This is a genomic window from Nostoc sp. NZL (assembly GCF_015714705.1).
GTDB classification, from domain to species: domain Bacteria; phylum Cyanobacteriota; class Cyanobacteriia; order Cyanobacteriales; family Nostocaceae; genus Nostoc; species Nostoc foliaceum_A.
The window spans coordinates 1-19,874 of record NZ_WBKL01000213.1 but is presented as its reverse complement, the minus strand read 5'-3'; the positions used below and the strand labels follow the sequence as shown (position 1 = coordinate 19,874).

11 protein-coding genes and 2 pseudogenes are annotated in these 19,874 nt (G+C 44.6%); 8 read left to right on the top strand and 5 right to left on the bottom strand.

From position 1 onward, the window contains the following. Positions 1–798, top strand: a 798-nt coding sequence (locus tag F8R90_RS32115; protein WP_196514102.1) for an ATP-binding cassette domain-containing protein, incomplete at its 5' end; no start/stop codon positions are given. A 7-nt stretch (positions 799–805) separates the two neighbouring features. Further along, a complete protein-coding gene (locus tag F8R90_RS32110; protein WP_442946774.1) occupies positions 806–3,898 on the top strand; it encodes an NHLP bacteriocin export ABC transporter permease/ATPase subunit in 3,093 nt (1,030 codons plus the stop codon). 41 nt (positions 3,899–3,939) lie between these two features. Here the strand turns inward: F8R90_RS32110 and rppB are convergent, their stop codons facing one another. Together rppB and rppA are read right to left on the bottom strand one after the other, a co-directional pair. Further along, on the bottom strand, positions 3,940–5,313 hold the full coding sequence (gene rppB, locus F8R90_RS32105; RefSeq protein WP_196514101.1) for a two-component system sensor histidine kinase RppB: 1,374 nt from the start codon (positions 5,311–5,313) through the stop codon (positions 3,940–3,942). Further along, positions 5,310–6,017 carry a two-component system response regulator RppA gene (gene rppA / locus F8R90_RS32100; RefSeq protein WP_196514103.1) on the bottom strand — a complete coding sequence of 236 codons (708 nt, stop codon included), beginning with the start codon at positions 6,015–6,017 and terminating at the stop codon, positions 5,310–5,312. The genes rppB and rppA overlap by 4 nt, the downstream gene beginning before the upstream one ends. A 130-nt stretch (positions 6,018–6,147) precedes the next feature. Between rppA and F8R90_RS32095 the strand changes: the two genes are divergently transcribed. Continuing rightward, complete coding sequence (locus F8R90_RS32095; RefSeq protein WP_196514100.1) at positions 6,148–6,831, top strand: cobalt transporter; 684 nt, start codon at positions 6,148–6,150, stop codon at positions 6,829–6,831. 5 nt (positions 6,832–6,836) lie between these two features. Further along, positions 6,837–9,968, top strand: coding sequence for an efflux RND transporter permease subunit (locus tag F8R90_RS32090; RefSeq protein WP_196514099.1), 3,132 nt, complete (start codon positions 6,837–6,839; stop codon positions 9,966–9,968). Positions 9,969–10,039: 71 nt separating this feature from the next. Here F8R90_RS32090 and F8R90_RS32085 read toward each other — a convergent pair whose 3' ends face one another. Further along, positions 10,040–12,379 (bottom strand): response regulator, encoded by a 2,340-nt coding sequence (locus tag F8R90_RS32085; protein ID WP_196514098.1) that lies wholly within the window; start codon positions 12,377–12,379, stop codon positions 10,040–10,042. A gap of 335 nt (positions 12,380–12,714) precedes the next feature. Between F8R90_RS32085 and F8R90_RS32080 the strand changes: the two genes are divergently transcribed. Together F8R90_RS32080 and F8R90_RS32075 are read left to right on the top strand one after the other, a co-directional pair. Next, positions 12,715–13,962, top strand: a complete 1,248-nt coding sequence (locus tag F8R90_RS32080; RefSeq protein ID WP_196514097.1) for an alpha-L-fucosidase — start codon at positions 12,715–12,717, stop codon at positions 13,960–13,962. Positions 13,963–14,313: 351 nt separating this feature from the next. Beyond that, positions 14,314–15,519, top strand: coding sequence for a glutathione S-transferase family protein (locus F8R90_RS32075; RefSeq protein ID WP_196514096.1), 1,206 nt, complete (start codon positions 14,314–14,316; stop codon positions 15,517–15,519). A 48-nt stretch (positions 15,520–15,567) separates the two neighbouring features. Here F8R90_RS32075 and F8R90_RS32070 read toward each other — a convergent pair whose 3' ends face one another. Further along, complete coding sequence (locus F8R90_RS32070; protein ID WP_196514095.1) at positions 15,568–16,041, bottom strand: DUF3592 domain-containing protein; 474 nt, start codon at positions 16,039–16,041, stop codon at positions 15,568–15,570. A 309-nt stretch (positions 16,042–16,350) separates the two neighbouring features. On the opposite strand from F8R90_RS32070, the gene F8R90_RS32065 reads away from it, so the two are divergent. After that, positions 16,351–19,119 carry a TIGR02921 family PEP-CTERM protein gene (locus tag F8R90_RS32065; RefSeq protein WP_196514094.1) on the top strand — a complete coding sequence of 923 codons (2,769 nt, stop codon included), beginning with the start codon at positions 16,351–16,353 and terminating at the stop codon, positions 19,117–19,119. A 114-nt stretch (positions 19,120–19,233) separates the two neighbouring features. After that, positions 19,234–19,570 (top strand): annotated as a pseudogene (locus tag F8R90_RS32060) (transposase); the annotation flags it as partial. Positions 19,571–19,652: 82 nt separating this feature from the next. Here F8R90_RS32060 and F8R90_RS32055 read toward each other — a convergent pair. Further along, positions 19,653–19,874 (bottom strand): annotated as a pseudogene (locus F8R90_RS32055) (NF041680 family putative transposase); the annotation flags it as partial.

The window sequence follows — 19,874 nt, the reverse complement described above, 5'->3', positions numbered from 1 at the left end:
GGGAGCAGGGAGCAGGGAGCAGGGAGCAGGGGGCAGGGGGCAGCGATTAATTCTCTCTCATCTCTGTGGCAATTACACGGTCATGTTGAGTTACGAAATGTCACTTTTGGCTATAGTCGTGTAGAATCTCCGTTGATTGAGAATTTGAGCTTGACTGTCAAGCCAGGGCAAAGAATAGCGCTTGTGGGGGGGAGTGGTTCTGGTAAATCCACAGTTGCTAAATTAATTTGCGGGCTTTATCAACCTTGGGATGGGGAAATCTGCTTTGATGGTGTAGAGCGATCGCAAATTAAGCGTTCTGTTTTGGCTAACTGGTTGGCAATGGTTGAACAGGATATCTTTTTATTTGCCGGCACTGTCCGAGAAAACATCACTCTTTGGGATTCAACTGTACCAGAAGCCGATTTGGTGCAAGCTTGCCAAGATGCAGCGATTCATGATGCGATCGCATCTATGCCTGGGAAATATGACTTTGAGTTAATTGAAGGCGGTATGAATATCAGTGGTGGACAACGCCAGCGTTTAGAAATTGCCCGCGCTTTGGTGAGAAATCCCACAGTCTTAGTACTAGATGAAGCAACCAGTGCCTTGGATGCAGAAACAGAGTTGATTATTAACCGTAACTTGCAACAGCGTGGTTGTTCGTGTATTGTAGTAGCCCACCGCCTCAGCACAATTCGCGATTGCCATGAAATTATTGTGCTAGAGCAAGGTAAAATCGTGCAGCGTGGAACCCATGAGGAATTATGGCAGCAAGGCGGAACTTATGTTCGCTTACTTCACGCAGCAGAGGCATAGTTAAGTGATGAGTAGGCCGCAGGTGAATCCTTCTTCTAAACTGTACTCCTTTCAAGCAAACGAACCAGTACTGTTGAATGACTCAGAAACATTCTGGATAGTGCAGTCTGGAACATTGGCGGTGTTTGGAGGCAGGAGGCAGGAGGCAGGAGGCAGGAGGAACAAATCATCCGAGGATTTGACCCCCGATGATTTGGAGCCACCGAACGAGAGTTCAGTGAGGGTCTTAAACCCAAGCTCGTGGTCGCAGCAGGAGACAGATAGCGCAGCCTTAATAAATCCGCGAGTGTCGGGCAGCCTTCCTCCTGCCTCCTGCCCTCTGCCTCCTGCCTTCCTCGATAACAGCTTACCAAAGGAGCATCGCCGCTATCTGTTTCATGTCAACGCTGGTGAAGTCTTGTTACCGGAAGTAATAGCACAAAGCCAATGGAGTTTTGTAGCGATCGCAATTGAACCCACCCAATTATGCCAGATGTCAATGGTTGATTTGGTTAAGGGAATCGCGGCGGCTGACTCTCAATCCATAGAACTTTTAGAAGGTTGGGTAAATCATTTAGGGCAATCTCTTAGTGCCCAGCAGACAGTTTTGACTACGCCATTAAACCTTGTGCAGACATTAGGGCGAGATTTTTCATTATCGCCTGGTGAAACGCTACAGGGAAGACAACAAACACTCCTATGGGTGAAGTTGCAGCAAGGCAATACTCACTGGATGGGAGTTGAGGAATTAACGTTGAATTCTACCTCACCAGCGTTTCCGCTCACGAGTGATATGTGGCTGGAGGCAGAAGATGCGGTTATTGGAGAAATGTTGCCAACGGCAGATTTAGAAAATTCCGAGGAAATCTTGGCAGGTTTAGCCAGTTTGCATACTTATTTCTTTCACTACTTGAGTTTGCTAGCAAATAAAGAAGCAGAAGCAGAATTTCGGCAGTTTCAGGAACGTGAGCAATTTAATCAGCAAGTAATAGAGGGGGCACTTTCTGATTTAGCAACAGTATTGCAGCCACAGCAGGAGGCGGTTTTTTCTCAGGAAGGGCCACCCTTATTGGTAGCATTTGGGGCAGTTGGGCGATCGCTGGGAATAGAGATTCGTCCACCAGCAGAGGATTTGAATTCTATTAAAGACCCTGTAGGGGCGATCGCACAAGCATCACAAATTCGGATCAGGCGTGTAACTTTAGCAGATGGCTGGTGGCGTCAAGACCAAGGGGCGATGTTAGCTTATACTCAGTTGGAAAAGCGCCCAGTGGCGTTGTTACCTACAGATAATCGAGATTATGTCATCTTTGACCCCGTAGCGCGGACTCGGACACCTGTAAATGAATCAATAGCAAAAACACTGTCACCATTAGCCTACGTTCTGTATCGACCGTTACCCCAAGTTGCGCTCAAGGCCATCGACCTACTGCGGTTTGGGGTTAAGGGTTATGAAAAAGACATCGCCAGTATTTTAGTGGTAGGGCTACTGGGCACAATATTGGGGATGGTTGCACCACAAGCAACAGCACTTTTAATCAATCATGCCATTCCAGATAGCGATCGCGCTTTGCTGTGGCAGATAGGATTGGTCATGTTTGCAGTCGCCTTTGGGCAGTTAGCTTTTCAAGTTGCCCAAAGCATTATTACCCTACGAGTGGAAAGCGCCACTGATAGCATATTACAGCCAGCCATCTGGGATCGTTTACTCAGATTAAGTCCTAGCTTTTTTCGTCAGTACACTTCTGGAGATTTGGTCAACCGCGTCATGGCGGTGAGGGAAATTCATCAAAAACTTAGCGGTGCTACTCAAAGAACATTGTTGAGTGGAGTCTTTGCCTTATTCAACTTGGTGCTGATGTTTATTTACAGTTGGCAACTAGCGTTTGTGGGCGTGGGTTTAGCAATATTTGCTGCTGTGGTTACGACTGTTGCAAGTTTCCTCTTGGTGAAGAAATCGAAAAAAGAGCAAGAACTCAATGGCGCAATTCAGGGACTCACGGTACAACTAATCAACGGTGTCGCCAAACTGCGAGTCACAATGGCAGAAGAACGCGCATTTGCAGCTTGGGCAAAAAAGTACAGCCAGCAGATTCGGTTGAAGGCGAGTTGGCAAGAGATTAAAGATGGTATTTCTGTATTTAACGAAGCACTCCCTTTAGTAAGTTCTATACTGCTGTTTGGGTTTGCCATGCTGTTGATGCAGACACGCCTGACACTGGGTACATTCGTTGCTTTTAACTATGCTTTGGCGATTTTTATCAAAGGAGTAATTGACCTGAGCAATACTGTATCGGAGATTTGGAGTATTGTACCAATATGGGAACGAGCAAAACCGATTTGGCGATCGCAGCCTGAATATGACTCAACCAAGGTTAACCCCGGTCAATTAAGCGGTCGCATTGCCCTAAATCGTGTCAGCTTTCGCTACTCGGAAAATGGCAGCTTAATCCTCAATGATGTCAGCCTCCATGCCGAACCAGGGGAATTTGTCGCGATCGTTGGGTCTTCTGGAAGTGGAAAATCAACGATATTGCGGTTGTTATTGGGCTTTGAAACTCCATTGACAGGTAGCATCTATTATGATGGCAAAGATTTAGCAGAGATGGAACTCCAGGCTGTACGAAGACAGTTAGGAGTGGTGCTGCAAAATGGGAAAATCGGCACAGGATCGGTTTTTGATAACATCACTGCTGGGGCTTTAGTTTCCCTAGAAGAAGCTTGGTCAGCAGCACAAATGGCAGGTTTTGCTGATGATATCAAGCAAATGCCAATGGGGATGCATACGATCGTTGCCGAGGGTGGTAGTAATCTTTCCGGTGGACAACGGCAAAGATTATTGATTGCGCGATCGCTTGTTTCCAAGCCCAAAATTATCTTGATGGATGAGGCTACCAGTGCTTTGGACAACCGCACCCAGGCAATTGTGACTGAAAGTTTAGCTAAGTTAAACGCTACCAGAGTGGTAATTGCCCATCGCCTCAGCACGATTCGTAATGCCGATCGCATCTATGTTATTGACGCTGGTCATGTCGTACAGGTAGGTAATTTTTCGGAATTGATTGCCCAAGGTGGGTTGTTTGCCAGACTGGTAGCCCAACAGTTAGAAGGCGAGCTTTAAGGAACTCCAAAAAATAAATTATCCAATTTATTCAGACTCTATTATTTAGAAGATAAAACTTTCATCTCTAGCGTAAAAATACTACCTTTTCCCACCTGACTTTCAACTTTCAGATGCGCTTGATGTTTTTGGGCGATCGCCACAGCTATCGCTAGTCCCAATCCTGTGCCTCCGGTTTTACGAGAGCGGTCGCCATCAACACGGTAAAAGCGATCAAAAATTCGCTCCTGATCAGCAAGCCCAATCCCAATCCCCGTATCTTTCACCGCAATGACAGCAGTGTAATCACTCTTGACTAAGCTAACAGTTACATATCCCCCTCTGGGTGTGTACTGGATGGCATTGGCAATCAAGTTTGACACTAAACGGTAAAGTTGCGATTCGTTACCTAGAGCATAAACCTCGCAAGTGGGAATTTGGCAGGTTAAGTTAATATCAGCAGCAGTGGCCAGCTCTAAAAATTCTTCGGTCAAATCGCTCACCAAATCATTTAAGCAACAGGGCTGAAAAGGTTGTGAGGATGAATTCTGCTCCAAACTGGTCAACAAGAGTAAGTCAGCGATCAAATGGCTCAACCTTCGCCCCTGCCGTTCAACAGTATGAAGCATCATTTGCATATCTTGTTGATTTGATTGCGGTATGTGGAGGATAGCTTCTACAGTTGCCAACAGGCTGGCGAGGGGCGATCGCAATTCATGGGCAGCATTAGCAGTAAACTGTTGCTGTTGCTGATAGGACTGATAAATTGGCTGCATTGCTAATCCTGAAAGCCACCAACTGGAAGTAGCAACCAAGCTCAGAGCAATAGGCAAACCAATCGCCATAATCCATTGAATCCGCCAGATTTCCGCATCAAAATGTTCTAAAGTGCGGCCAATTTGCAAATAGCCCCAGGATGAATCAGCATTGGCTTCATTAGCTAGATGATGGGTATTGGCACTATGCAAAATCGTGGTGAATTGGTGATAGCGAATGCCGTTAGCCGTGCGAAAGGTTTGCCATGAACTGCGGTTGAGAGTTGGTGGCAGAGATAGGGGTTGATTGGGTGAAAAAGCCAGGAGTTTCCCTTGATGATTGAACAGCCGAATATAATATGTGGTGCGATCGCTGATGCCGATGGTGTGCCGTTGAATCAGCGTCGGCGTAGCCTTGCAGGGTTGTCCATTCAAACAAAGATCGGGAAAAATTTGTTGCAACACAGCAGTCGGTTCTTCGGAAGGCGGTAACAGTGGTTCAACGCTATCGTGTAAAGTTCCAGCAATTGATTCAATTTCGCGCTCCATTGCTGCCCAGTTTGTTTGTACCATTGCGCGATACATCCCCAAGCCAGAAACACTCAAAATCACGCCCATAACTCCGGCATACCAGAGGGCTAACCGTAGACGACTGCGCCGAAAAAGTGAGTAGCTATTCATAGCCGAGAATCAACTTGAGAGTTAAAGCGATAGCCAGCACCGGGAACAGTTTCAATCGGGCAGGGACAGCCATGATTTGCTAACTTGCGACGTAGTAAGCGCATTTGCGCCGCAACTACATTACTAATCGGTTCTTCATCCATGTCCCAAAGTTGATGACGCAATTTGCTACCGGGAATGATGCGATTGGGGTTCTGCATCAAATACATGAGCAGCTGAAATTCTTTGGTGGTTAAGGGAATGACTAGGGGCGTAGATCCATCTGAATTCACTCTTAGCACATTGTTTGCTGTATCCAGAGTAAAACCTGCAACAGTCAGGGTGGATGGTTGTAGTTGAGGCGATCGCCTCTGAAGGGCCCGCAGCCGCGCCAGCAATTCTTCCATTACAAACGGTTTGACTAAATAATCATCCGCGCCCGCATCCAGCCCTGCCACGCGATTTTCGGACTGACCCAAAGCAGTCAGCATCAGCACTGGTAAGGGATTTTGGTGTAGTCTGAGCTTCTGACATAACTGTAATCCCGACATTTCCGGCAGCAGCCAATCAACAATAGCAACTGTGTAGTCTGTCCATTGGCTTTCCAGGCACAGCCATGCCTCAGTACCATCTGTTACCCAATCCACGACATATCTTTCACTAATTAAGACTTGCTTGATTGCCAGTCCCAAATCCGCTTCATCTTCCACCAGTAAAATTCGCATTGCTCCAGGGAAATCAACCATGAAGCTCTGATCTTACAAAAACATCTGCCATTTCACCTGGATTTCATCTGCCCTTTGGCAAACTATGGAGAACTTTTGTTTAACCCGGTATCCATTGTGAGGAGTGATTATGAAACCTTTTATGCTGATGAGTTCCATTCTGGCAGCCAGTTTAATTATCAGTGCGCCCACAGTTGTATTTGGTCACGTTGGACATGGTGATGAATTTCAAGCAACGGGCGGCATTAATCGCGTGAAAGTCACTCCCCAAACCGATCAACTGTTAGGTATTGTTGTCACACCAATCGCCTCCTCTGCCAAATCTGGATCTGCTGTGATGATTCCGGTGACGGCATTGGTTGATGCCAACGGTAAACAGATAGTCTTTGTGCAGTATAAGACTTTTTATGAGCCAGTGGAAATTACAACTGGCGCGACCAAAGGCGAACTGATCACTGTTACCAAAGGATTATCAGTTGGGGAAAAGCTCGTTACTCAAGGTAGTTTGTCGCTCTATGCTGAATCGCGTAAAACTCAAACCGCCGATACAGCACCCAGTCCAGTAGCGAGTGCCACTCCCAACACCCAAACCGCTAATACAGCACCCAGTCCAGTTGCAAGTGCCACTCCCAAACCGGAAGCTGAACATCAACAGGCACACAATCAGGGTACTGCCCATAGCCATAACACCACACAGCAAGCAAGTGGCGGATTCCCGATGGGTATCTTAGCAGGAGTCGGTGGTGGAGTCGTGCTTGTGGGCGGAGCGATCGCCCTTATCGCTGGCAATCGCAAGAACAAGGGAGGCGTTTAATTGAGATGTTGAACTCCATTCTCAATCAGATTCTCAAAAACTCAATTACCCAGCGTTGGTTCATAGTTATCTGTGCGATTATAGTGACGGTGTGGGGAGTATTCACTGTCACTCAAATGCCACTGGACGTGTTTCCTGAATTTGCGCCCCCCCAGGTGGATATTCACACCGAAGCGACTGGACTAGCTCCAGAGGAAGTGGAATCACAAATTACCGTGCCAATTGAAAGTGCGGTGAATGGTTTGCCGGGGGTGACTACGGTGCGATCTTCCTCCAAAGTCGGGCTATCGATGGTGCAGGTGGTGTTTGACCAAGATGCCGACATTTACAAAGCGCGGCAATCGGTGACAGAAAGACTCCAGCAGGTGACAAATCAGTTACCTGAAGGGGTGCATCCACCGGAAATTTCACCGTTAGCATCGCCGTTGGGTACGATTTTACAGTATGCCTTTACTGTGAATGGGCAGGGGAAAACCTCGCTGATGGATTTACGCTGTCTGGTGGATAGCACCCTGAGCAACCAAATGTTGTCTGTGCCGGGAGTTACCCAAGTCACCGTTTACGGTGGGGATGAACGACAAGAACAGGTGTTAGTTGATCCAGAAAAATTGCGATCGCTTAATGTTTCTCTGACCGAAGTGACCAATGCTGCCAGAGGCGCAAATTCCAACGCTCCTGGTGGATTCTTAATTGGTGGTGGTCAAGAACTGTTGGTACGCGGTATTGGGCAGGTAAAATCAATTGCAGACTTGCAGCAATCTGTGGTGAAGGTGCAAGATGGGAAACCGATTTTGCTCAAAGATGTAGCGGAAGTACAAACGGGTGCAGCACTAAAGCGGGGAGATGCTAGTTTTAATGGGCAATCGGCTGTGGTGATGATGATTAACAAACAGCCTGATCTCGATACCCCCACAGTAACAAAAGCAGTAGAAGCGGTGCTGCAATCCTTGCAAGCAAACTTTCCCCCTGATGTGCAAGTGGCGCGAACATTCCGGCAGTCTAACTTTATTGATACTGCCATTGCCAATGTCAGCAGTTCCCTGATTCAAGGCATCATCATCGTGTCGGTGATTATGCTGTTATTTCTGATGAATTGGCGCACCGCCGTAATTACTCTGAGTGCAATTCCTCTGTCCTTGTTAATTGGCTTAATGTTCATGAAAGCTTTTGGCTTGGGCATTAACACTATGACCTTGGGCGGTTTAGTCGTAGCCATTGGCTCAGTTGTGGATGACTCAATTGTGGACATGGAGAACTGCTATCGCGGACTGCGAACTAATCAGGCACAGGGCAACCCGAAGCATCCCTTCGAGGTGGTGTATGATACGTCAGTGGAAGTACGGTTAGCAGTGATTTTTTCCACAGTGATTATCGTAGTCGTGTTTGCACCAATTTTTAGTTTGACGGGCGTTGAGGGCAATATTTTTGCACCGATGGGTTTGGCGTATTTGCTCTCCATCTGTTCGTCTACTTTGGTGGCCATGACCCTTTCACCTGCCCTGTGTGCAATTCTGCTGGCAAACCAAACCCTACCGCAAGAAGGTACATTCATTTCGCGTTGGGCAGAACGATTGTATCGTCCATTGTTAAATCTATCGCTGCGATCGCCCCAAATCATTCTGGGTGTAGCACTTGCCGCCTTGGTTGCTGCTTTTGCGATCGTTCCCTCCCTCGGACGGGTGTTTCTCCCCGAATTTCAGGAGAAATCATTGGTAAATTCAATGGTTTTATTTCCGGGTGTTTCCCTAGATATGACCAATCGGGCTGGGATAGCACTGGACAGTGCGCTTAAAGATAATCCTTTATATGAGTGGGTGCAAGTACGATCAGGGCGCGCTCCAGGAGATGCAGACGGGGCGGGAGTGAGTATGGCTCATGTGGACGTAGAATTGAGCGATCGCGCCCTTCAAGACCGCGAAGCCAGCATTAAACAATTGCGACAAGAGTTCAATAAACTGCCTGGTGTGGCATCTAATATTGGTGGATTTATTTCTCACCGCATGGATGAAGTGCTGTCGGGAGTCAGAAGTGCGATCGCTGTGAAAATCTTTGGCCCGGATTTAATCGAACTGCGGAAGATTGGCGAACAAGTGCGAGATGTGATTGGGCCCATCGCTGGGGTTGTAGACTTACAGCTTGAACCCCAACTACCCATTCGTCAGGTACAAATTCAATACAATCGCGCGGCTGCCGCAACCTATGGATTGAGTATGGAGCAGTTATCCAACGTAGTGGAAACTGCTTTAAATGGTCGTGTAGTGTCGCAAGTGGCAGAAAATCAGCAGCTTATTGATATTTCTATCTCCTTGACGGAGAAAGCCCGCAATAGTTTAGATGCCATTCGCGCTATTCCTCTGATTACCCCTACTGGGCAAACCATCCAACTGGGCGCAGTTGCTCAAGTAGACTACGGCATGGGAGCGAATGTTGTGAATCGGGAAGATGTATCACGGCTGATTGTCGTTTCGGCAAACGTTGCCGATCGCGATTTGGGCAGTGTTGTCAGCGATATTCAATCCCAAATTCAACAGAAAATCAAACTCCCTAATGGCTACTTCATCCAGTACGGTGGACAGTTTGAATCAGAGCAGCGTGCTACTAATAATCTCCTGGTGTTTAGCATCCTGGCAGCGATTTTGATTGCGGTGTTGATGTTCTTCTCCGTTAAATCGCTCTCCGCCACGATCACCATCATGCTCAATCTGCCTTTGGCTTTGGTGGGTGGTATTATCTCCATTGCCTTGAGTGGCGGTGTGATTTCGATCGCTTCTCTGATTGGATTCATTACCCTATTTGGCGTTGCTGTCCGCAATGGTTTGTTGTTGGTGGACAACTATAACAATAAATTTGCTCAGGGAATGCCCCTCAAAGATGTGATTGTCAACGGTTCTCTAGAACGAGTGAACGCCATTCTGATGACGGCACTCACTTCCGCACTAGGGATGCTGCCTTTGGCGATCGCCAGTGGAGCCGGCAATGAAATTCTGCAACCCTTAGCAATTGTAGTTTTGGGCGGTTTATTTACTTCTACAGCTTTGACTTTATTGGTTATTCCTGCTCTCTACGCCAAATTTGGCAAACAGTTGATGCCTAAACAGAAACCCGTTTTGGTTAACCAAATATGGTCAAACGAATAACGATGTTGTTGTGATTTTTCTTTCTCCCCCTGCCTACACCGCGATAGGATATTTTTTTAGTTGGAAGTCCCTTAGTTCTGCTTCAGCATAGAATTAGCAACTTGGTATAAAGATTGGATGTTTAGTCCATCATTAGGATACTCAACCACAGCAAAATTACAAGTTACCTGGAAGCGATCGCCATTGGGAGCTGTAAAGACTTGCTGGCGGAGCTTGGTTAAAATGTCACTGAGGCGATGTTTGACCACAAGCCGTTCTGTTTCAGTAAACCCAGAAACTCCGACCACAAATTCTCCATTACCCCAATATCCCAATATTTCGTCACTGCAAAATGCCGATTGGAATAGACGACTCCATCGTTGCAATACTTGATTACCAGCCTCATGCCCATACTGGATATTAATTTGACGTAAATCACTGATATTCAAGATCATTAAGCAAACCGATTGCTGATTTTTCTCGGCTTGAGCAATCAAGTGCTCTAAGTCGCGGCTAGACTGTAACTGATTTGCTAGTCCGGTTAAGGGGTCTTTGGTAGAGAGCGACTGAAGTAGGCGGCTGCGTTCTAGGCGGTGGGTAATTCTTGCCAGTAGTTCTGCTCCCACAACGGGTTTAACTACATAATCATCTCCTCCAGCAGCAAACACCCGCTGCACCGTTTCCATCTCTCGATGAGCCGTCAGAAATACAATTGGCAATTCCTGCCATTGCGGATCTGTGCGAACTGCCTGACAAAGTTCTACACCACTGATTTGGGGCATTTCCACATCCAAAATTAACAAATCTGGTGCAGTAGATTGCAATACCTCCCAAAAACGCAGGGGATTGTCCAATCCGGTCATTCGCATTCCCCAAGGTTCTAACATTGGGCCTAGTGCTGCTAAAATCAGTGGATCATCATCAACTACTAATACATTTACTGTTAAAGAGCGGGTAAACTGCAATATTTGAGACGCAGTTTCCCAAACTTGATTTGCTGTGACAGGCTTGACGAGAAAACCCCGCGCCCCAGACTGAGCTAAAGTCACGCGATCCATTAGCTGATCAGTGACAGCCAGCGCCAGAACAGGTACAGGAGGAGTATGTGTTGCTAAGTCCAACATTAGTGCTAAACTTTCCTCTCGCTGCCCTATCTCGTCTACATTCAGCACTACTAAATCTGGTGATGTGGTTTGCAAGAAGTTTTTTGCAGCTTCTAACGTTGTTATTTGCTGCCAGCGCATTTCTATAGAAGATGCTAGTTGTTGCAACTGTGAACCCAGTTGTAAATCAGGGTCAATCAGCAGTAACTTTGGACTCATCTCTTCCCCAATCGAGGTAGCAGTTTGATTAACTACCTTCATTAGGTTTAACAAGTTGCCTAACTCTTGTATCAGCGATATTATCTGGCGTTTTTGGACTGATAATAACTCTCCATCTTTGTCTAAAATCTGTTCGATTTCCCGCGCTATTTGAGTACCTGCTTCTTGCTCAAACATTCCCAAAACACCAGCTAGCTTATGCGCTTCCCGCCCTGCCGATTTACGTAATTCTATAGTTAGGGTGTCGCTAGATAGTTCTGTTGCTGCTTGTTGCAGTACTTCCATTCGCTGTGTCATTAGCCCCTGGTATTGATTCCACAACTCACCCATTGCTTGCTTAAACTGCTGTTCAACGGATGGGGAAGCATCGGGTATGGAGGAATTCTGATCTGGATTTTTTTGAGTTATTTTTTTTTCGCTATTTCCACTACTAGTAGCTTTTTGAGATTTTAAGCGATATCCCAAACCATAAACGTTTTCAATCCAGTCTACGGCTCCAACTACTTTCAACTTGTGTCGCAACCACTTAATATGGGACTTAACAGTTTCCTCTTGGGGTGGATCGTCAAAAGTCCAGAGATGTTCGATAATATCTCCCCGACTAAAAACTCGCAATGGATTCCGTAGTAATAACTCCAGCAGACTATATTCTTTGGGTGTTAAATCCAAAACCTGATTGTCGTATGTTACCTCGCAAATACTTGGATCTAAACGCAATGCCCCAACTTCTAGCACTGGAGGACGGGGAGTATCGCCGCGACGTAACAAAGCGCGTACCCTTGCTTGGAGTTCTCCCAAATTTAAAGGTTTAATCAGATAATCATCTGCTCCAGCATCGAGACCACGAATGCGATCGCTAGCTTCATCTTTTGCTGTGATCAACAAAATAGGAGTGGAACAGCCACTAGAACGTAAGCGCTGACATAAAGTAATGCCATCCAGTTTCGGCAGTCCAACATCTGTTAATATCAGGTCGTAGTTCGTACCTTGGGCATATTCCCAGCCAATTTGTCCGTCTTGTGCAATTTCAACAGCATAGTGTTGTTGGGTAAGAGACTGCAACAAAACACTCGCTAAAATTTCGTCATCTTCAATCAGCAAGATTCTCATAGCAACTTACTCCACACAAATTTCTTTTTTTACCCTTTACCCCAAACCCGATTCCGAGTTAAAAATGCTTAACCGAGAAGTATTGACATCTTTACATAACGCCCTACGCTATCTATACCCAACCCACGACAAGCAAACGCTTATCTCTAGTTCTTAGGGAAAGGAGGCAAGGGTAGCGATGGGCTACGCCCCGCTTTATAGCGATGCCTGCGGCGGGCTACGCCTACGCATTTTCACCTCAGTCAATAACTAATAACAACCAAAATCTGTATATGTACTAAGATGCAAAGGGAGCTATTTCTCCGAATTAAGCAGAATTATTGCCAAATTTCATCATGATGAATAACTGGTTTCATACAGCTCGACTGGGGATGTTTATTCATTGGGGACATAGTTCTCAACAAGGATGTGAGTTATCTTGGCCGTTAGTTGGGGGTGTATTCAGCCTACCTTTTTGCAAAGATATTCCAGTTGAGAAATATCACTACACAGCTAATACTTTCAATCCAGAGCAGTACAATCCTCAAGAATGGGCAGATTTAGCAAAAAGTCTAGGAATGAAATATGCCATATTAACAGCCAAACATCATAATGGTTTTGCCCTATTCCATACGCAAGAATCAAACTTTTCAATTGCATCTGCACCTTATAAAAAAGATATTATACGTGAATATATCGAAGCGATGCGCTCTGTAGGATTGCGTATTGGTCTTTATTTTTCGCTTAGTGACTGGCATCATCCAGACTATCCGGCTTTTACAGAAGCAGATAAACCTTATCGCTTTGACCAGCTACCTCAACCTACAGCGCAACAGTGGGAGCGATATATCCAATTTATGTTCAATCAGATCCGAGAATTATTGACCAACTATGGTCAAATTGACATCATTTGGTTTGATGGAAGTTGGGAACGCACTCCAGAGCAATGGCAGGCTCAAAAATTAGCAAAAATGATTCGTGATTTACAACCGAATATTCTCATCAATGATCGTCTACCAAATTGTGGAGACTTTGAAACTCCTGAACAGTTTATTCCTCCTCATCCACCAACTCATAGTTGGGAAACCTGTCTGACTATCAATGAAAGTTGGGGATATAATTCAGACGATCATTGCTTTAAGTCATCTCGTCAGCTAATTCATACCCTTTGCGAAGTAGCAGGTAAAGGAGGTAACCTCTTGCTCAATGTTAGTCCAATGGGTAATGGACAAATCCCTCCTGAGCAGTTAGAGCGTCTCAAAGATATAGCAGATTGGATGGAGAGTCACAATGAAAGTATCCTTGATACAATCCCAGGATTAGAACCGTGGCAATTTTATGGCCCCTCAACTCGTAAGGGCAATCGCATTTATCTACACCTATTAATGAAACCTTACGAAACAATATCAGTTAGGGGTATACCAATCAAACGAGTAAAATCGGTGTCTGTTCTTGCTGACGGCAGAGCACTAACCTACACAAGTCGCTGTGCAATTATGGATTCTATTCTCAATTCTAATCCGTTAGGAGAATTAACAATTGATGTACCTGAATCAGTAATTAATCCATATGTTACAGTGATTTGTATTGATATTGATTCTTGAGTAATTGTAAATTAAGTAATCGTAAATTATTGATATCCTTTGCCCCTCAATCTGACAACTCATATCTAATGCCCAGTCCTTCTCTGCTCCTCTTTTCCCGGTTTCCTGGTTAATGCGAATCAGAAAAGCGGTCATCTCATTCGACAGTTAACGGAGAAAATACGTCAACTCAGAAGGGAAAATTTACGGTATCGACTTAGGGTTGAAAAACTTTGCAGTCATTACTGAGGGCGAAAAAGTGTTTAAATACGATAACCCTAAACAACCTACTGGTTAAATTAAGCCTTGATGTAATTGAAAATATTGTAGAGTCAAGAAAAGCCCTAAGTATTGCCCTACGTAACTCACCCTATGACTACCGCACCCTTAAGCTGGCAAGAACTAGAAACTCTCACGGACTATCAAATAGATACCGTTAATGGTCTCACCAACTCTAGAGCCAGGTTGCGCTTGTTTGGTCAGCCGGAATCTGATGTGCGGGTAACGCTGTACCGCGATAACCACGCTTGGTGTCCTTACTGTCAAAAAGTTTGGTTATGGCTAGAGGAAAAACAGATCCCCTACCGCATCGAAAAAGTGACAATGTTCTGCTACGGGGAGAAAGAAAGTTGGTACAAACGTAAGGTACCATCAGGAATGCTCCCCGCGATCGAGTTAGATGGACGGATTATTAAGGAAAGCGATGACATTTTGATCGCTTTGGAAAAAGTTTTTGCTCCATTGAGCCAAGGGATGGAAGACCGCACGGTGCTTCCTCTACGTCAATTAGAACGACTTTTATTTAGAGCCTGGTGCGTTTGGCTGTGTTCTAAAGCCGGTTCCTCTCAACAAGAACAACGCAACCGAGAACAATTTATCGGAGTGGTGGCTAAGGTCGAGGAGGCTCTGGGTAGCACTCCAAGCCCTTACTTTCTAGATAGCTTCGGCATCGTCGATGTTATTTTTACGCCATATCTTGAACGGATGAATGCGAGCCTTTACTACTACAAGGGCTACTCCTTGCGGGAAGAAAACCCTCGCTTGAGCGCATGGTTTGCGGCAATGGAAAGCCGACCGACCTACTGCGGTACCCAAAGCGACTTTCACACCCACGTGCATGATTTGCCGCCCCAGATGGGGGGCTGTTGGGAAAACGGCGAAACCCAGATGCTTCTCAATAAAGCGCGGGTGGATAACGGCCCCTGGTTCGGGCTACCAGATGTTGCTTATCCAGAACCGGAAAACTCCCGTATGGAAGCTCTTCAACGAACTATCGAGCACCGCATCAATATTATCCGAGTAAACCCCTTAGATGATAAATTGTTTGATCAAGCCCTACGTTGTGCTTTAACACACATGATGACTGGTGAAGACTGTGTACCTCCATCGGGATCTGATGTCGCTCTCCGATATTTGCGCGATCGCATTAATGTACCGCGAGACATGTCCATCTACGCAGCCAAGCGATTGAGGGAATCCCTGGAGAAAACCGCAGCCCTTGTGGGTGATGGGCAGCCAGCCCCCATTCCCACTAAGCATCGACGAGATCAAGACCCGTCTAACTTTGTCATCAAGTAGGATTCAGGCACTAATGGCACTAAGACACCTTGATAAACTACCACATCGTTATATATTATGGTCAGCTTGCCCACCTGAAGACCAGCGTATAGGCAACACCTTACCTAGACTAGAGACTATAACTAAGCCACCCATCCCAAACATTCCGACATCAACCAAGCCTTCAAGCGGATTCACTACAAACGCAGTCGTTTGTGGTTGCTTGGGTTCATAACGGACAACCACTTTGTTGCCATTACTGGAGCGGTAGGATTCATAATTACCTATAAACCGAATGCGATCGCTCTTAGCTAAGAACTCGATAACTGGTGCATAGGTTTCTATGAGCTTATCCTTACTATCGCGCTCACGACGACTGATGCTGTCTACCACCGTTCCCTCTGCTTCTATCAGCATTGCACGCTCGTGTGCGACTTTGTTGCGTACCCAAAAACCACCAAAAATAAACACCAATCCAATTACCAGCCCAATGATTGCACTTAATTTGTCGTCAAAAGTACTTTGGTGAGGTTTGAAATTCATGGGTTTGAAAATAGCACAAAAATAAACTAATTACACTCCAGCCACTCTGTCATTGTCTAAGCAAATTGTTAGAAAAGCTAGTGTTAAGGGAAAAATTAAAATAAGGAACTATGTTTAAGGCATTGATTAGTTTGTGACTAATTCATAAAAGAAAAAATAATTTATGAACATCCTAGAGATCACAAATAACGCGATAAGTTATTGTACTGATATGTACATACTTTACTGTGGGAACTTAGAAATCAACGCTATTGACTTTCAAGGCTGGGGTATAGGTGTAGTAACGTTAATTTTAGGAGGAGTAAAGCTGTGAAATTATTTTGGAATACAAGTTTTTACGGGATTTTTTGGCTCTGGAATCTGACATTCTTAATGTTAGTTTACGTAGGAATATTACCATACGTAGGTGTGCCATTATTTCAGGCAACCTTAACAGGTGATATCCCATCTGAATTTTCCTTTACTCTAGTTACTTTAATTGCAATTCCCACAATTTCCAGTATTATCGGTGGCTGGAAGTTTCTTAAACAACCTTTACAACTAATTCGCCTATTTTATGGTGTAGAAGCACCCCTATTCGTGTTGTGTTTGTTGCGGTTATTTGTGATTCGAGAACTGACATCAGCCAGTAGCCAAATTCTGATAACAACGGGCGTATGTATAGCTGCTTTTACTGGAGAATTATTTTGGGGTTATGCTGACCGACGCAAAAGTAGTTTGCAATGGGTACAAATGTTAGCCCATACATTAATGCTCGTATTTGGCATTTATGCGGGTACGGTGTTGTTATTTTATGCCTTGCCATTAGCGGTATTTCTGTTGCAAGAATTCATAAAATTTGCATGGGTAAAACCATTATGGGATGTACTATATAACTCAGCTTTTGTGGGTGGGTTATTCCTGATTATCCCTTGGCTAGTCATTCTTGGTTTTAGTGCCACATTGTTTATTGCAATGCCATCGGTGTTAACAGCAATGTATGTACATTCGGGAGCAAAAATTTTAAGAGCTTTTGCTTCAGAACATGGTAAGAATAAAATATTTGCTGGTGCTGGTGCAGTTGTTGTGGCGTTTGCAGTTACTTTTATATCTTTACAACAACAACCCCAAGTATTAGCTTTTTCACTCTTAGCTAATGCACCTAAAAATGATAGCGATCGCCAAACGCTTGTAGCCAAGTCAGAACAAATCCGTACAGGATTAGTTAACGCTTATTTATCTTCTTACCGCTACCTTAGCAGCAAGCAAGAAAATAACCACATCAGTGCTATGTATCATCATGTATTAGGCTTAGATAAATCGGCTACTGATAGATTGCAAGCAACTTATAACTTTCTGATGTCGCCATTTTTATATAATGGTTCTGATAAAGATCCTGCCAAAGCAGAGAAACTTTACGCCGATTTTTTTGATACACCTCTACAAAAAGCAGAAAAAACAGCAGTTAGTCACGCAGTACAATCTACTTTTAACGAACAAGAAGTTAAAGCAGGTTTATTAAATATCAACGAAAAAAAAGTTTTATTGGTATCACAACAAGTCACAGTTAAAGAACATGGTGATTGGGCTGATGTGGAATTGTACGAAGTTTATAAAAACCAAACACGAGAAGTTCAGGAAGTTTTTTACTCCTTTTCTTTGCCAGAAAGTGCTGTAATTACTGGCTTATGGTTGGGAGATACTAATAAATTAGACCAACGTTTCCCTTTTGTTGTCTCTCCTCGCGGTGCTGCCCAGAAAGTTTATAATTCTCAAGTTAGACGTTCGCGGCCTATAGATCCAGCTTTGTTGGAACAAGTAGGGCCGAGACATTATCGCTTACGGGCTTTTCCTATTCCTCCTAAGAATGTACAACAAATAGAAGGGCAACCACCACTCCCTACAGAAATGCACCTATGGTTAACTTACAAAGTGCTGGGACAAGACTTGGGTTGGCAAATGCCCGATTTAGGGGAAAAACGTAATATATTCTGGACTAATCAAACCAAGCGTATCCGCAACGGCAAAGAAATCGGCTTGAAAGACGATGCTTGGTTAGAAGAATTCATCCCTGCGAGTGCAAAAATTCAGCCTGTATTACATGAAGTGAATTTAGAGGAAGGCTACAAAATACTCGCTAAACCCTTATCTCGTCAAGATTACACCTTACCCAAAGGCCAACGAGTTGCTGTAGTTCTCGATACCTCTCGCAGCATGGGAGAACATATTAAAGAATTGGTGCAAACATTATCATGGTTGAAAAAACACGGCTTTGCAGATAATGATTTGACAAACAACGATGCAGATTTATATCTTAGTGTTTCTCCAGGAGCTACATCCAAACGCTTAGATGATATCCAGCAATTTCAACCGGAAAAAGTCGCCTTTTACGGCACAATTCAACCCCAAGAAATGCTGACACAGTTTAATAATTTGCGTGGAGATACAGCTTATGATGTCGTTTTGCTGTTGAGCGATGAAGGTAGTTATGAATTGTCGAAGAACAATAAAACCGTCCCCAATCCGCCTGCACCTTTGTGGATGTTACATCTAGGTGGATTACCTGGGGCTTATAACGATGGCATCATTAAATCATTACAAGATAGCGGTGGTGGAGTTGGTATTGATATTTCTGAAGTGCTGCAACGAATTGCTACCAAATCAGTTTTAAGTGACTCTGTTGTGAGTGTTGTTAATGGTTATGCTTGGTATCTGCAAACATTAGACACAGCAATTGCAACTAGCAAACAACAAGATGATTTCTTGCCATTAGCAGCCAGACAATTAATTTTAGGGTTGAGTAAAAAAATTAAGTTAGACAACCTCAAAGGTTTGGATGCGATTCACACCGTAGCCAAAAAGTACAAGATTGTCAGCCCTTATTCTTCGATGTTGGTATTAGTCAACGATGAACAAAGACAGTTACTCAAAGAAGCAGAAGCCCAAAGCGATCGCTTTGACCGTAAAGTTGAGAATGGTAAGGAAAATCTCTCTAAACCCATTAATCCCTTGAAAGTTAGCGTACCTGAAGCATCAGGGGGATGGCTTTTAGGTGTGAGTGCGATCGCCCTATTCATCCTTGTGAAGCGTCGGCGTTAATTAATTACTCACTTAAGACCAATACCTTCGCCAAAACAAGAGTATGAAGAGATAGGGCTGCCGTAGTAGAGTTATTGTCTCTCACAACGACAACTCAAAACTCACAAACAGCCCATGTTCGATATCCTATCACTGCTACAATGCCTGCTACCACAAATAAATGCTACGACGATGCGGCAATTAAACCAGATAATTCTGGCGATGTTAGCAATGAGTGGAAGAGTCACCATGCCCTTGAATTTCTCGTTGGACAGGTAATGGTGGCAGTTATCGGACGATGTTGAGATTCTTTCATACAGTAATACCTTAGACGACGTTGTTTTGGTTATTCTTTCACAAGCATTTATTTCGTGCGAACGAGATATATTTGCTGGCAGGAGATGAAGTTGTAATAAGTAAATCAGGGAAACAAACTTATGGGCTGGATAGATTTTTTTCTAGCCTAGTTACTGGAGTTTAGACTAGGCAACAAGAAAAGACTCAGCAACGCTGAGTTGAAAAGAAACAGACTTCAGAGATGAAAATCTACACTACTAAGCAGATTCTGATTGCTCTTTGCGGGGCTTGGTTGTAGTTTTTTTAACTATGGGGTAGCGAATTCTACGTTTACGTGGTTGATCCGTCTTCCAGCCTGGAGACTTTCCGCGAGATTTGGGTGGTTGGGCTGGAGTACCAATCACCGCAAAAACTCCACCCATAGCTTGAGCAACTCTTCCAGGGGTTAATTTTTCGAGAGGCTTCTGCCAAGGTAGAGG

Bases quoted from the DNA above. Each gene is read 5' to 3' on its own strand.
- F8R90_RS32110 (WP_442946774.1), top strand. From the start codon at position 806: ATGAGTAGGCCGCAGGTGAATCCTTCTTCTAAACTGTACTCCTTTCAA.
- rppB (WP_196514101.1), bottom strand. From the start codon at position 5,313: ATGAATAGCTACTCACTTTTTCGGCGCAGTCGTCTACGGTTAGCCCTC.
- rppA (WP_196514103.1), bottom strand. From the start codon at position 6,017: ATGCGAATTTTACTGGTGGAAGATGAAGCGGATTTGGGACTGGCAATC.
- F8R90_RS32095 (WP_196514100.1), top strand. From the start codon at position 6,148: ATGAAACCTTTTATGCTGATGAGTTCCATTCTGGCAGCCAGTTTAATT.
- F8R90_RS32090 (WP_196514099.1), top strand. From the start codon at position 6,837: ATGTTGAACTCCATTCTCAATCAGATTCTCAAAAACTCAATTACCCAG.
- F8R90_RS32085 (WP_196514098.1), bottom strand. From the start codon at position 12,379: ATGAGAATCTTGCTGATTGAAGATGACGAAATTTTAGCGAGTGTTTTG.
- F8R90_RS32080 (WP_196514097.1), top strand. From the start codon at position 12,715: ATGATGAATAACTGGTTTCATACAGCTCGACTGGGGATGTTTATTCAT.
- F8R90_RS32075 (WP_196514096.1), top strand. From the start codon at position 14,314: ATGACTACCGCACCCTTAAGCTGGCAAGAACTAGAAACTCTCACGGAC.
- F8R90_RS32070 (WP_196514095.1), bottom strand. From the start codon at position 16,041: ATGAATTTCAAACCTCACCAAAGTACTTTTGACGACAAATTAAGTGCA.